At 69.4% G+C, this 13,514-nt stretch carries 9 protein-coding genes; 3 read left to right on the top strand and 6 right to left on the bottom strand.

What is annotated here, in order from left to right; all coding sequences use genetic code 11:
- The first annotated feature begins 428 nt into the window (after nucleotides 1-428).
- Nucleotides 429-920 (top strand): hypothetical protein, encoded by a 492-nt coding sequence (locus IT306_15265; protein ID MCC7369786.1) that lies wholly within the window; start codon nucleotides 429-431, stop codon nucleotides 918-920.
- Between the two features lie 52 nt (nucleotides 921-972).
- On the opposite strand, the gene IT306_15260 is transcribed toward IT306_15265, so the two are convergent.
- The 5 genes from IT306_15260 to IT306_15240 all read right to left on the bottom strand — a co-directional run bounded on the left by IT306_15260 (nucleotide 973) and on the right by IT306_15240 (nucleotide 6,372).
- Nucleotides 973-1,299: a cupin domain-containing protein gene (locus IT306_15260; protein MCC7369785.1), complete on the bottom strand. Its 327-nt coding sequence runs from the start codon at nucleotides 1,297-1,299 to the stop codon at nucleotides 973-975.
- Between the two features lie 148 nt (nucleotides 1,300-1,447).
- The gene (locus IT306_15255; protein ID MCC7369784.1) at nucleotides 1,448-2,776 is read right to left on the bottom strand and encodes a DUF58 domain-containing protein; all 1,329 of its coding nucleotides are present in this window, start codon (nucleotides 2,774-2,776) and stop codon (nucleotides 1,448-1,450) included.
- A gap of 49 nt (nucleotides 2,777-2,825) precedes the next feature.
- A complete protein-coding gene (locus tag IT306_15250) occupies nucleotides 2,826-3,842 on the bottom strand; it encodes a MoxR family ATPase (GenBank protein ID MCC7369783.1) in 1,017 nt (338 codons plus the stop codon).
- On the bottom strand, nucleotides 3,839-5,296 hold the full coding sequence (locus IT306_15245) for a hypothetical protein (protein ID MCC7369782.1): 1,458 nt from the start codon (nucleotides 5,294-5,296) through the stop codon (nucleotides 3,839-3,841). Before IT306_15245 ends, IT306_15250 begins: the two co-directional genes overlap by 4 nt.
- A gap of 125 nt (nucleotides 5,297-5,421) precedes the next feature.
- Nucleotides 5,422-6,372, bottom strand: a complete 951-nt coding sequence (locus IT306_15240; GenBank protein ID MCC7369781.1) for a LacI family DNA-binding transcriptional regulator — start codon at nucleotides 6,370-6,372, stop codon at nucleotides 5,422-5,424.
- A 478-nt stretch (nucleotides 6,373-6,850) separates the two neighbouring features.
- Here IT306_15240 and IT306_15235 point away from each other — a divergent pair, with 478 nt between their 5' ends.
- Nucleotides 6,851-7,960 carry an ABC transporter substrate-binding protein gene (locus tag IT306_15235; protein MCC7369780.1) on the top strand — a complete coding sequence of 370 codons (1,110 nt, stop codon included), beginning with the start codon at nucleotides 6,851-6,853 and terminating at the stop codon, nucleotides 7,958-7,960.
- 252 nt (nucleotides 7,961-8,212) lie between these two features.
- Nucleotides 8,213-11,905, top strand: coding sequence for a thiol reductant ABC exporter subunit CydC (gene cydC, locus IT306_15230; GenBank protein ID MCC7369779.1), 3,693 nt, complete (start codon nucleotides 8,213-8,215; stop codon nucleotides 11,903-11,905).
- Nucleotides 11,906-12,021: 116 nt separating this feature from the next.
- Here the strand turns inward: cydC and IT306_15225 are convergent, their stop codons facing one another.
- Nucleotides 12,022-13,455 (bottom strand): amidohydrolase family protein, encoded by a 1,434-nt coding sequence (locus IT306_15225; protein ID MCC7369778.1) that lies wholly within the window; start codon nucleotides 13,453-13,455, stop codon nucleotides 12,022-12,024.
- Nucleotides 13,456-13,514: the final 59 nt, after the last annotated feature.

Below are 13,514 nucleotides of genomic sequence, written 5' to 3'. Positions count from 1 at the left end.
TGTCCCCGAAGCATCATGGAACGGGCGGTCGGGGGTTGAAGTCCCCGCCTACAGTCACGCCGTCGCTGCGCGACGGACGCAGGGCACGGACAGGGACTGATGAGACTACAGCGTCGCGCAGCGACTGCAGGATCGTAGGCGGGGCTTTCAAGCCCCGACGCGGCGGCACGACGACATCAACATGCGATTGCACTGGTAGCAGCATCAGGGCGATGGCATGTTCATTGGTGTCCCCGAAGCATCATGGAACGGGCGGTCGGGGCTTTCAAGCCCCGACGAGGCGGCACGACGACATCAACATGCAATCACCCTGGCCCCTGCCTGACGAAATTGGCGACAACGAGCGTCGCTCCCCGACACTACAGGGCGAGGGCCGTCCGTCGAGGCTGCTGGGCGCCCACACCATGACACGGGTGGGGTGACACGGAATGCTGGACATCAGGAGTGGCGGCGGCCCGCGGACGCGGCTGGCCGAGGAGCAGGTCTACGTCAGCCGGGCGCTCTGGCACCAGGACAACGAGCATGTGCTGGTGGTGGCCTGTCCCGATCCGCGCTTCCGCGAGGCGCGCGGCGAGTTCATCGCGGCCCGCTACGGCCTGCGCCGCTACGATCCGCTGATCGTCCCCGGGGGGCCGCAAGCCGTCCTGTCGGTGACGCCCTACGCGCCGGTCATCCGCGACATGATCGCGCTGCTCGACAACTCGCATGGCTTCCAGCGGATCATCGGCATCTCGCATCACGATTGCCGCGCCTACAAGGAGACGTTCCCAGACCTCTCCGAGCGCGAGCGGCGTGCCCGGCAGGTCGACGATCTCCGCAGCTTCATGGTGGAGATGCGGGCGCTGGTGCCGAACGTGGACGTGGATGCTTTTTACTCCGAGCCGCTCGCGCGGCACCTGCGGTTCGTCCAGGTCGCCTGACCCGTTTGTGCGCCACGTCAGAGGTGCTTGTGCATTGCGTGGAGGCAGAGTCTCATGCCTCAGAGGGCGTTCGCACCTGCACGATCACGGCATCCTCTACGACGGTGAACTCGTGGGCCGCGCCGCGTGGAAGGTGGTAGGCACTGCCGGCACCAAGTGTCACCTTGCTACTGGCAGTTCGAATCTCCACGACGCCGCTCACGATGTAGCCAACCTTGTCGTTCATCTCGTGGTCCGAAGGGCCGGTAGAGAACCCGCGTGGTACGGTGTATTCGGCCAGTGAGACGCCACCCTCATCAATCAAGCGACGGATGCTCACACCGTCTGTGCGGCTAACGATCTCGGCGTCTGCTCGTGTCCGAAATGAACCAGATGTCATGGTAGGAATCCGATCTGAGTCATCCTCGACTACCCGCCAGATGGTTCCGACCCTGTGACCGTCCTGGAGGGTGGCGACTTCGTGGTGCAGCAGCGCGCCAAGGTGTAGGCAGGCCGCTGGAATATCGTGCGCGCTGCTGGCACGGTCCCTACAGGCGGCCGCGCGCCTTCAGCTCCAGGTAGGTGGCGACCACCTGGGCTGACAGCCGGTCGGCCGGCAGGTCCAGCGTGATGACGCCCTGGCCGCTCAGGCTCGCCAGGACATGCCGCCGCTCGTCGAGCAGGCGCTGCGCCACGACCTGCTCGTAGAGCTGTTGGGCGTCGCGCGGCTCGCGGGCGGCCGGGCCGGTCAGCGACGGGTCGGCCACCGTCACCACGGCCACGAGATGCTGGCGGGCCGCTCGCGCCAGGTGCGCCACCAGCGCCCGCGACGGCTCCGGGTCCGAGAGGTCCGTGAACAGCACCAGCAGCGAGCGGCGCAGCCCGCGACTGTGCAGGTAGGTGAACGCGCGGGCGTGGTCGCTCTCGGTCAGCTCGGGTTCCAGCCGGTAGAGCGTCTCCAGAATCGAGAGGAACGCCCGCCGGCCCTTCTGGGGCGGGAGAAACGCCTTGACCGTGTCGGCGTAGGCCAGCAGGGAGACGCGGTCGCCGCGCCGACCGGCCGCGTAGGTCAGCAGCAGGCCGGCGTTCAGGGCGTGGTCGAGCTTGGTCAGTCCGTCCGCCACCGCGCCCATCAGCCGGCCGGCATCCAGCAGCACCACCACGTTCTGGCTGCGCTCGGTCTCGTACTCGTTGCTGATGGCGATGCCCCGCCGGGCCGTCGCCTTCCAGTTGATGCGCCGAAGCTCGTCGTCGGGGACGTACTCGCGCAGGCGCTCCAGCTCGGTGCCAGCCCCGAAGCGGCGCGCCACCCGGGTGCCGGCCTCCATCTCCAGGCCACGCCGCACCAGCAGGTCGTAGCGGCGGAGATCGAGCAGGTTCGGGTAGACGCGCACATCGCGATCCAGCGGGTAGGCGTGCTGGCGGTCCACCAATCCGAGGGCGCTCCGGTAGCGCACGACCACCCGCCCGAAGCGATAGTCGCCACGGCGGGGCGGGACCAGGATGTAGCGCACGGCCAGCGAGTCGCCAACGGGAACCGTGCCCTCGTGGAAGGTCTGGTTGGCGCGGAACTCGAACGGGTGCTCGTCGCGCAGGCGGAAGGCGAGCGGGCGCGGCCCGCGATTCTCCAGCATCAGTGTGACGGCGTTCTCAGCCCCCAACGAGAGCCGGTCCGCCACCTGCCGGCGGACCGTCAGGCGGTCGGGGCTGGCCGTCATGCGGACATCGACGGCCACCAGCCCCAGTACGCCGACGAGCAGCGGCAGGGAAAGCCACTGGAGGCCCGGCAGCAGATCGCCAAAGGCCAGCGGCGCCAGGGCGGCCAGCGCCAGCCAGAGCAGCCGCCAGCGCGGGATCAGCGAGCGGAGCAACGTCATGTCCGGATCCGCTCGTGGCCGGCCGTGCCCACGCGGGGGTAGTCGCCGCTCACCGCGGGACTGGCACGCCCGCCAGGGTCCGGTTCAGCACATCGTCTGCCGTCAGCCCCTCGATCTCCGCATCCGGCTTGAGGATGATCCGGTGTCGAAGCGTCGGCCCGACCAGCTCCTTCACGTCGTCCGGGGTGACGTACGGCCGGCCGCGCAAGGCGGCCAGCGCCCGCGCCCCGAGCGCCAGCGCCAGGGGACCGCGCACGCTGCTGCCGAGTTGCAGATCGTTGTTGCGGCGCGTGGCCCGGCCGATCTCGACGATGTAGGCCAGCACGTCCGGCTCGACCGCCACGCGGCCCAGGTCGGCGCGGCAGGCCAGCAGGTCGGCCGGTCCGAGGACCGCCCGCAGGCCGGCCGCCTCCAGGTGGTTGCGCTCGAAGCCGGCGAGGTGCCGGCGCACCACCTCCTGCTCGACCTCCGCCGAGCCGTGATCGACGCGCAGCTTGAACATGAAGCGGTCAAGCTGCGCCTCGGGGAGCGGGTAGGTGCCCTCATACTCGACCGGGTTCTGGGTGGCAATCACCATGAACGGCTCGGGGAGCGGGTGTCCGACGCCGTCCACCGTGACGCGCCGCTCCTCCATCGCCTCCAGCAGGGCGGCCTGAGTCTTGGCCGGCGCGCGGTTGATCTCGTCGGCCAGCAGGACATGGCAGAAGACCGGCCCGCTCCGGAAATGGAACTCGACGGCGCGCGGATCGAAGACCGTCGTGCCGACGACATCCGATGGCATCAGGTCTGGCGTGAACTGGACCCGCCGAAACGTGCCGGCGACCAGGGCAGCCAGCGTCTGAGCCAGGAGCGTCTTGGCGGTGCCCGGCACGCCCTCCAGCAGCACGTGCCCGCCGGCCAGCAGGGCGGCGAACAGCAGCTCGAACGTGGCCTCCTGCCCGACGATGGCCCGGGCGGTCTCGGCCCGGGCGACGGCGTACGCCTGGGCCAGCCGGGCCAGCGGATCGGGTGGCTGGCTCGGGGGGTTGGCGGGCTGGCCTGGATGGCCCGAAGGATCGACGGTCATGCCGGCCAGACCTCCCGCATGATCGCCAGCTTCTCGTCGCTGAGGTAGCCGTACCGCTGCACCCAGCAGCCGCGCGCTTCGCTGGCGAGGACGGCCTGCAGCACCCGGCGGAACTCCTCGGGCGGGCGGTAGCTGTGGACGTAGGCCAGGCAGTCGGCGCCGTGGCCGCCGGCCGCTGCCAGCCCGATAGCCTGGTTGACCTTCCGGGTCAGCGCTTCGGGGGTGATCGGGTGCGGCTCATCCGGTCGGGGCATGTCGTACTCGGCCAGGGTCTGCCGATGCTCGTCGGGCGGCGTTGGCAGGTCGAGCGCCGCCTGGACGGCCCGCGGCACGGCGCGCTCGTCCAGCCCGGGGTTCCAGGCGAGCAGGGACTCCGACCACCAGCGAACGATCATCGGCCAGTGGAAGGTGAACAGCTTGCAGCGCGTCGCCTGGGCCACGTCCGGGCCGTGGACGGTGCGGTAGTCCATGCCGGTCAGGCGGGACCACGGCGGCGCGAACCCGTTCAGTCCGAGCGCCACGCCAGAGGCGCCGGCCGCGTTCATGGTCTGCCGCAGATCGGCGATGGCCTCGCGGACGGACGACGCCTTGAACCGCAGCAACTCCCCGAAGCCTGGATACGCGACCAGCCCATCGGCCACCAGGAACGTCAGGTCGGCGGCGTCAGTGGCCCGCGCGAGGTTTGCTGGCCGGAGCGCGTGCAGCCGGTCCCAGAGCGCCCGCGCGTCCCGCCGGATCAGGCCCCAATCGAACCCTCGGCGGGCCGCTGCTTCCTGGCAATGGTCGCAGAAGCAGACGAACACATCCTCCAGGAAGTAGCAGGTGTACTCGGGCCAATCGACGAAGATGCCGTCCACGTCGGCGTAGTGGGCCAGCGCGTCGAGCATGCGCGCCCGCCCGAGCGCGCGGACGTTCGGGTTGTTGAGGCAGCCGTGGCCGGCCACCACGCGCTCGGCAATCGTGCCGTCGATCCGCACGGGGCGGTCGGTGATGGTGCCGATGCTGTCGCCACTGCCCACAGACTGGCCGCCGGGCGCTCCTGGCAGGGTGTACGGGCTGATCTGAATCTCGACGGCGAGGCTCCGCGCCCTGGCCCCCTCGACGATCTGCCGCACGACGTCCACCCGCAGCTCGGGTGGCGCGAGCGGCGGCGCGTTGTACGGCAGCGCGGACCAGCGGGCGGCGTCGGGCTGGTGCGGCGTGTAGCCGCGCATCCACAGCTCGCGCTTGCCCCAGAGCGGTCGGTCGAGCAGGCGCACGCCGCCGCTGACGTCGATGGGCGGCTCGCGGGAGCCTTCGCCGGTCGGGGCGGGCGCGTACACCCCGAGCGTAGGCGAGATGGCTGTGGCTCCCGCCCGCACGATGGTGTCGAGGACGCGGTCCAGCCCCTCGTCCTGCACTTCGGCCGGCGTCATCACCACGCCAAGCTGCCGGCCCGTCACGTTCGTCGGCATGATCCTCCCCCGCAATGCTGGGAGAGCCTAGCAGAAACCGTCAGGGGGAGCGCTCCTGTGGCCGTCGCCGATGTGCGGATCGGTGGCCCACCGACGCGGGGATCCGCTGCCTGTCGCCCTCGAGGTCAGCGCGGCGACGCGGTCGATTCTCGGACCACCAGTGGCATCGGCAGACTCTTGCTGGCCGGTGCCGGACCTCCGTTGGCCAGTGCCAGTCCCAGTTGTACCGCCGTCGTCCCGGCCAACGCGGCCGACGACGTGAGCGCCGTCAGCCTTGGAACCAGGATCTCGGCGACGCTCAGCGCGTAGCACGAGGCGACTGAGAGATCGTGCGGGATCGCCAGGCCGGTGTCACGGGCCGCCTGGTAAACGCCGGCCGCCAGGATATCGTCGGCGCAGACGATGGCCGTGGGCGGCGCATCGAGTCCGAGCAGCCGCTGGGTCGCCGCTGCGCTGGCCGTCAGCGCCCAGTCGGCCTGGGCCAGGTAGCGCGGCTCAGGTTCGAGCCCGGCCTCGTGGAGTGCTCCCTGGTAGGCGCGGACCCGGCCGCCGCTGTGGGCCGGCGCCGCGAGGTACGCGATCCGCCGGTGGCCGAGCGAGATCAGGTGCCGCATCATCTCGCGCACGCCGTCGCGGATGGCCTCCATCACCGACGGCACACCGGGCACAGCATCGTTGAGCAGCACAACCCGTCCCTCGAACGGACGGAGGTCGTCCACGGTTGGCGGCGGGTCGATCTGGAGAATCAGGATGTCGACCTGTCCGGAACCGATCGCCTCAGAGACCGTCTCGCGCCAGTCCGTACCTGGCGCCGTCCCGAGCAACATCAGGTTGTAGCCGGCTTCGCGCGCGGCCTGTTGCGCTCCGACCAGTTGATGCCCCTGCCAGGGCGTCGGCGTGCTGCTGGTCGTGAAGTAGCCAATGACGTGCATCCGGCCCAGTCGGAGCCCGGCCGCGGCGAGGTTCCGCCGGTAGCCGATCGCCTTAGCAGTCGCCAGGACGTGGTCGCGGGTACGCGCCGAAACCTTGCCTGCCGTCTTGCCGTTCAGGACGCGCGAGGCGGTGAGTGGTGACACCCCAGCTCGGGCGGCGAGATCGTAGATCGTCGGGCGACGCCCCGATTTCACAGTCCCTGGTTCGTTGTTCACCGCCCCATCCCTGCAACGCCGACATCCGCCGCACCGGCGCAAGCTCGGCTCACCCCGGATTGTACGCGTGGGGCGACGTAGCCCAGCCGTTCCCACCGGACGCAGTCCCGCCGCCGGCTCGTGTGACGGTACACGAACCGATGAGATTAGTCCTTGCTAATAGTGAGGTAACATCGATATTATCTCGCCCGTACCTACCGACCCGTTCGGACGCTGCCGGGTGGCCAGATGCCGTGACGGTTCCCACACCGTTGGGGTGAATCCGCGCCTTCCACCCGAGATCGACAGAGAAGAGGAACCTATGGTGATCGCTTCCACTAGCCCGGATCGCTCAGCCGGTGGGCGTGTGATCGGTCAGCGCCGGCCAGCGTACCAGTCAGCATATCGCCGGCTTCGGTTGCCCCTCGTGACGCTGCTCATCGTCTCGCTGGCGCTTCTCCACGTGCTGACGCCACCGGCCGTAGCCGAGGGCGCGCTGGTCGTGACGGACGTCGCCGGCCGCACGGTGACGGCGCCGGTCCAACGGGTGATCCTGGCGGATGGCCGCCAGCTCCACCTCATCGCCTCGCTCGACAGCGAGGATCCGGGCCAGCGCCTCGTCGGCTGGGAGAATCAGCTCGATGCAAACGAGTACGACGCCTGGGTTCGCTATCAGCAGGCCTCGCCGAAGCTGACCGAACTGCCGACGTTCGGCCTCGCCCAAAACGGCGCGTTCAGCGCCGAGCAGGCCATCGCGTTGCGCGCGGATCTGGTCGTGTTCGGAATCCACCAGCTTGCGGCAACGCGCGACTCCGGCCTCATCGACACCCTGCAGCGGGCCGGCATCCCGAGCGTCTTCATCGACTGGCGCGAGCGCCAGCTTGAGAACACGGTCCCGAGCATCCTGCTGCTGGGGCGGCTCTTCGGGAAGGAGGCCCGCGCCCAGGAGATCGCTGATTTCTACCTCAGGCACGTCCAGCGGGTGTTCGGCCGTGTCGAGATGCTCAAGGGCGACCGTCCAACCACCTTCCTGATCCGCTCGGCCGGCTACGGCGACTGCTGCTCGACGTTCGGCCGCTCGAACCTGGGCGACCTGATCGAGCGGGCCGGTGGCAACAACGCCGCCATCGGCCGCATCCCGGGCGCGACCGGCAGTCTGAGCCCGGAGGGCGTGCTCTCTATCGACCCCGAGGTCATCATCGCTACCGGCTCAGATTGGAGCAAGACGCCGAATCTCGGGGCGTACTTGAGCATGGGCTACGATGCCGATCCGGCTACCGTGCAGGAGCAGCTACGGAAGCTCACGACCGCGCCCGGTTGGGCTGGTCTGCGTGCGGTGAAGGGTCAGCGCTTCCACGGCATGTGGCTCGGCTTCTTCAACAACCCGTTCCACTTCGCGGCGCTCGAGGCGATGGCGAAGTGGCAGTACCCGGAGCAGCTCGCGGACATCGACCCGGAGCAAACGCTGCGGGAGTACCACGAGCGCTTCATGCCGTTCCCGCTCAGCGGCGTGTTCTTCGCGACGTTGACGAACTGATCGCGGGTCGTCTCGTATCCTGCCCGCTACTGGGCGCTCGCCTGCCGCCGACGACGAGCGCCCAGCAGCGGACGCTGCCGGCCCGACCGCCGTGCTGCCACACAAACCGACGAAGCTCGTGCTTGCGGGTCGATAGGTAACATCGATATAACTTCCTGCGCGATCCCTGCCTCGCTCGGTCGTGGTCGAGGTGGTCGGGCTGTCGGCACGCTCTGCGGCGGGTGCTGCTCTACGAGCCCGGGAGGTCCATCCATGTACTTCGATTGGCGGCTCTATGCGCTGACCCGGGGCCTTCGAGGGCGGATACTGGCCGCCGCGCTGATCGGCTTGCTCGGGATGCCGCTCAACCTGGGGAGGCTGGCGCTGTCGGGCGTGGTGCTGGCCGAGATCATGCGCGGCCGGCCCATGGTCGAGGTGCTGCCGATGGTTGGCGTGATCGCGTTGCTGATCGTCGGGCGTGGGCTGGTCCAGCTGTGGAAGGAAGACGTCGCCAACCGGACGAGCGCGGAGATGAAGGTCCGTCTCCGCGAGAAGCTGTACCGCCACGTGCTGTCGCTCGGGCCAGGCTGCATCGATCAGCAGCGGTCGGGAGGCGTCGCCCTCAGCCTGGTGGACAGCGTCGAGATGCTGGAGACGTTCTTCGGTCAATATCTGCCGCAGTTGCTGGTGGCGGCGCTGACCCCGGTCATTGTCTTCCTGTTCATGGTCTGGCTGGACGTACCGACCGCCCTGGTCTTTCTGGGATTCGCGATCTTCACCCTGCTCGTCCCGTCGCTGTTCCACAAGCTGAACAGCGCCAGCTCGATGCGCCGCCGAATCTCCTATGCGGCGTTCGGCAGCGACTTCGTGGACAGCGTCCAGGGCCTGCCGACGCTCAAAGCGTTCGGTCAGAGCCACGCGCACGGAGATCTCCTGGCGGCCCGCTCTCGCCACCTCTACCGCAGCACCATGCATGTGCTGGCCGCCAACAGCATGACTGGCGGCCTCACCGTGCTCGGCATCTCGGCGGGCGCGGCGGTGGCGCTCGGGTGGGGAGCGCTGCGGGTCCAGCAGGGCACGCTCGATTTGCACGTGCTGCTGATCGTGCTGATGCTCGGGGTCGAGGTCTTCCGGCCGCTGCGCGAGCTGGCGGCGCTCTACCATCGCGGGATGGTCGCCATGTCCGCGTCGGTCGCCATCTTCGCGGTGCTGGACACGAAGCCCGAGGTGGTCGATCCGGCCCCATCGGCGTCTGGCGTCGCTCGCCTCGCCCTCACCGTGACGTTCGAGAACGTCCGCTTCACGTACGACACCCGCCGTTCGGAGGCGCTCGCAGGCCTCTCGTTCACGCTCGACGCGGGCAAGATGCTCGGGGTGGTCGGGCCGAGCGGGGCTGGCAAGTCCACGCTGGTCTGGCTGATGCTGCGCTTCTACGATCCGAGCAGCGGCCGAATCCTCGTGGGAGGCCGCGACCTCCGCGAGATTCCGCTGGCCCAGCTACGCGAGACCGTGGCGGTGGTGACCCAGGATACGTACCTCTTCTACGGCACAGTAGCCGAGAACCTGCGGATCGCGAAGCCGAATGCGACGCAGGCCGAGATCGAGGAGGCTGCGCGATCCGCCAACGCCCACGGCTTCATCAGCGAGCTTCCGAAAGGGTACGATACGGTCGTCGGGGAGCGCGGCGCCCGGCTCTCCGGTGGGCAGCGCCAACGGCTCGCCATCGCCCGTGCGATCCTCAAGGACGCCCCGATCCTGGTCCTGGACGAGGCGCTCTCCAGCGTGGACGCCGAGAACGAGGCGGCCATCCAACAGGCGCTCGAACGGCTCCAGCGCGGTCGCACGACGCTGGTGATCGCCCATCGGCTGTCGAGCGTCACCAACGCGGACCAGATCCTGGTACTCCAGGACGGCAAGGTGGCCGAGCTAGGCCGCCACACCGAGCTGCTGGCGGCCGGCGGCGTCTACGCCTCCCTCATGGCCGCTCAGCGCGCCGAGTCCACGTCCGATGTCGTCATCAATGCTGACGATCTGGACGCTGAGCGGCCCCCCGTCGCCGCTTCCGTCGCTGGCACCAATGGGCACGTGTCGGCCCCGGCCCGGCCCGCCGCGCCCGCCCGCTCGATCCCACTGCTCGGCCTCTGGGCGCGACTGCTGGCGCTCGTGAAGCCGTGGACGGGTACCCAGATCGCCGTGTTCCTGCTGGGGTTGGCACACGCGGCGGCAGTCGTCGGGCTGACAGTTGTCAGCGCACTCCTGGTCCGCGTGGCGGCGGCCGGTGCAGACTTGACGTCTTGGCTGTGGTCGCTCGGAGTCGTGGTGGTGCTGACCGGCTTCCTTCGGTGGTCCGAGTCGTGGCTGGCCCACGATCTCGCGTATCGGCTGCTGGCCGAGATGCGCATCGACATGTACCGGGCGCTCGATCCGCTGGCCCCGGGCTACGTGCTGCGCCGGCGGACCGGCGACCTGGTCAGCACCGTCACGTCGGACGTGGAGGCCGTCGAGTACTTCTTCGCGCACACCATCGCGCCGGCGTTCGTGGCGGTGCTGGTGCCCGCCGGCGTGCTGGCGGCGCTTGGCGTGATGGGCTGGCCGCTGGCGCTCGCCCTGCTGCCGTTTCTGGTGGCGGTCGGCCTGAGCCCGGTGATCGGGCAGAAGGCGTCCGTGGGCGCGGCGACGCTGGCCCGCCAACGACTCGGCCTCGTCAACGCCCACATCGTGGACGGCGTCCAGGGGCTCAGGACGGTCGCGGCGTTCGGGTACGGCCCCGGCCGATTGGCCGAGATCACCACCAACGGCCGCTCGCTCAGCGAAGCCCAGTTGCATTTCTTGCACCTGCAGGCGATTCAGAGCGGCGTCATCGAGATCGTGACGGCGCTCGGTGGCCTGGCCGTCATGGTGGTAGGCGGCTACCTCGCGCAGAGCGGCCAGCTTGCGCCGACGCTGGTGCCGCTGGCAACGTTGCTGGCGCTCTCCTCGTTCGGGCCGGTCACGGACATCGCGAAGGTGGCGAAGCAGCTTGCGGAGACCCTGGCGGCCTCTCGGCGCGTGTTCGCCGTCCACGACGAGCCGGTCCTCCTCCATGATGGCCCGGTCCGGCAGTTGCCAGCGGCCGTCCGGACCGCGCCTTCCGTCACCTTCGAGGGTGTGACATTCTCCTACGGGACCGGCGAGACGCCGGCCCTCCAGGATGTGACGTTCTCCATCGAGGCCGGCCAGACGGTTGCGCTGGTCGGCCGGTCCGGCTCCGGCAAGACCACCGCCGCACACCTGATCCTGCGCTTCTGGGACGCCACGGCGGGTCGAATCACGGTGGGCGGCCTGGACGTGCGCGAGCTCCGACTCGACGCGCTGCGGCAGCAGGTGGGGCTGGTGGCGCAGGACACCTACCTGTTCAACAGCAGCCTGGGCCATAATTTGAAGCTGGCCCGTCCTGACGCCTCGGATGCCGACCTGGACCGGACGACCGCCCTCGCCAACGCGGATGGCTTCGTGGCGCAGCTGCCGGATGGCTACGAGACCCGCGTCGGCGAGCGCGGCGCGCACCTGTCAGGCGGCCAACGGCAGCGGATCGCCATAGCTCGGGCGCTGCTCAAGGACGCGCCGATCCTGGTGCTGGACGAGGCGACCTCGCACCTGGATGCCGCCAGTGAGCTCCAGGTGCGCGGCGCACTCGACCGGCTGATGTGCGGGCGAACGACGCTGGTGATCGCGCACCGGCTCTCGACCATCAGGAACGCCGACAAGATCGTCGTGCTGGACGCTGGGCGGATAGCCGAGCAAGGCACGCACGACGAGCTCCTGGCCCGTGGCGGGGTGTACGCACGCCTGGTCTCCTCGCAGCTCGGCGGCATGACTGCGGCTGGCCCGGCGACGGGGGCCACGAACGGGCGCAGTCTGGGCGACCCTGGAAGCGCTAGCGGCGCCCACGCGGCCGGTGTCGGTGCTGGTGGATCGATACCCTGATCCCCAGGCCGACCGCGTGGCCGAAGCGCTTGTTCAGCTTGATCAGGCTGTTTCACCATCGGGGATGGGGCCGGCCGATCCGGGGGGATTGTCAGAACCTGCTGACTTCGTTCAGCTCAGCAGGGGACGTTCCCCACCGGGCCGCGCAGCACCGCCTCGGCGATCTTCCGTTTGAGCAGGCGGCCACCGGCGGGCGTGGCTGTCAGCGTCCCGTTCTCGACCACCACGACGCCGTGCTGGATCGTCGTGGTCGGCCAGCCGTCGATCTGCCAGCCTTCCCAAGGGCTGTAGTCCGACTCGTGCAGGTCGGCCTGGTCGATGGCGCGGGACACGGTCGGGTCGATGATGGCGAGGTCGGCGTCGCTGCCCGGCGCGATGGCCCCCTTCTGCGGGTACAGCCCGAGGATCCTGGCGGCGTTCGCCGACGTCAGGTTGACGAACCGCTCCAGCGAGAAGCCGCGCCGCACGACGCCCTCGGTGTACACGATGCTCATGCGCGGCTCGACACCCGTGTTGCCGCCCGTCGTATCGTCGATCCTGGTGCCCTGGATCTTGACGGCGAGCGTGGTGCAGACTTCGTCCGTGGCGACCGTCGAGATCGTGCCGTTCGCCATGCCGGCCCAGAGGGCGCGGTTGTCCTCCTCGCCTTTGAGCGACGGGTAGGTGTGGTACATCTGGCCGTTCGGACGGCGATAGTCCGCGCTGGTGTAGTTGGCGTACTGGTGGAGCGTCTCGCCGTAGATCGGGACGCCCCGGCTGCGGGCCTCCGCGACGGCCTGCACGCCGCTCGCCGCGCTGACGTGGACCATGTAGAGCGCAGAGCCGACCAGCTCGGCCAGCCGGATGATGCGCCTGAACGAGAGGTCTTCCGAGAGGGTGTTGTGGACCTCCGCAAGGTGCTCGAAGCCCGTCCGCCCCTCCCGCGTCAGCTTCTCGTACAGGTACATGACGATGTCGTCGTCTTCGGAGTGGATCGCGGCCAGCCCACCGGCCTTCGCCAGCGCCTGGAGCACTTCCCAGATGTGCCCGAACAGCACCCGCCGTCCGCGCCGGCTGGGGGTGATGTCGGTCGTGAACAGCTTGAAGCTGGGGAAGCCAGCCTGGACCGTCTCCCCGATCTGCGCCAGCACCTCGGGCGGCGGCGCTCCCGTCAGCAGCGGGTGAAAGGCGTAGTCGGTGCAGCACTGGCCGGCCCAGTCGCGGTCTCGCCGCTCGACGGTCTGCTGAAGCGTCTCGCCCGGCTCCCAGGCCGCGAAGTCGATCAGCGTGGTGGTGCCGCCGAAGAGGGCGGCCCGGCTGACTTGCTCGGGGCCGGCGCTCAGGGCGCCGGACGTGCCCGGGAAGGGGACCGGCCACTTCGCGTGGATGTGCGGATCGACGCCGCCGGGGACCACGATCTTGCCGGTGGCGTCGATGGTCCGCCCGACGTCGTCGGTCAGCGAGCCGGGCGCCGCCACCGCGACGATGCGGTCGCCCTGGATCGCCACGTCGTACCCCCCGACGCCGTGCGGTGTGACGACCCTGTCACTCCGAACCACCAGATCGAGCATGGCTGCACCTCCGGCGACTTCCCCAACCTCGGCCAGGAGGTTGGTCGGACTCAGGATAG

This window comes from Chloroflexota bacterium (assembly GCA_020850535.1).
Lineage (GTDB): Bacteria > Chloroflexota > UBA6077 > UBA6077 > JACCZL01 > JADZEM01.
The sequence above is the reverse complement of the archived record's forward strand: the minus strand, read 5'-3'. Positions and strand labels throughout refer to the sequence as shown.

Coding starts and splice junctions, on each gene's coding strand:
- IT306_15265 (MCC7369786.1), top strand. CDS start 429: ATGCTGGACATCAGGAGTGGCGGCGGCCCGCGGACGCGGCTGGCCGAG.
- IT306_15260 (MCC7369785.1), bottom strand. CDS start 1,299: ATGACATCTGGTTCATTTCGGACACGAGCAGACGCCGAGATCGTTAGC.
- IT306_15255 (MCC7369784.1), bottom strand. CDS start 2,776: ATGACGTTGCTCCGCTCGCTGATCCCGCGCTGGCGGCTGCTCTGGCTG.
- IT306_15250 (MCC7369783.1), bottom strand. CDS start 3,842: ATGACCGTCGATCCTTCGGGCCATCCAGGCCAGCCCGCCAACCCCCCG.
- IT306_15245 (MCC7369782.1), bottom strand. CDS start 5,296: ATGCCGACGAACGTGACGGGCCGGCAGCTTGGCGTGGTGATGACGCCG.
- cydC (MCC7369779.1), top strand. CDS start 8,213: ATGTACTTCGATTGGCGGCTCTATGCGCTGACCCGGGGCCTTCGAGGG.
- IT306_15225 (MCC7369778.1), bottom strand. CDS start 13,455: ATGCTCGATCTGGTGGTTCGGAGTGACAGGGTCGTCACACCGCACGGC.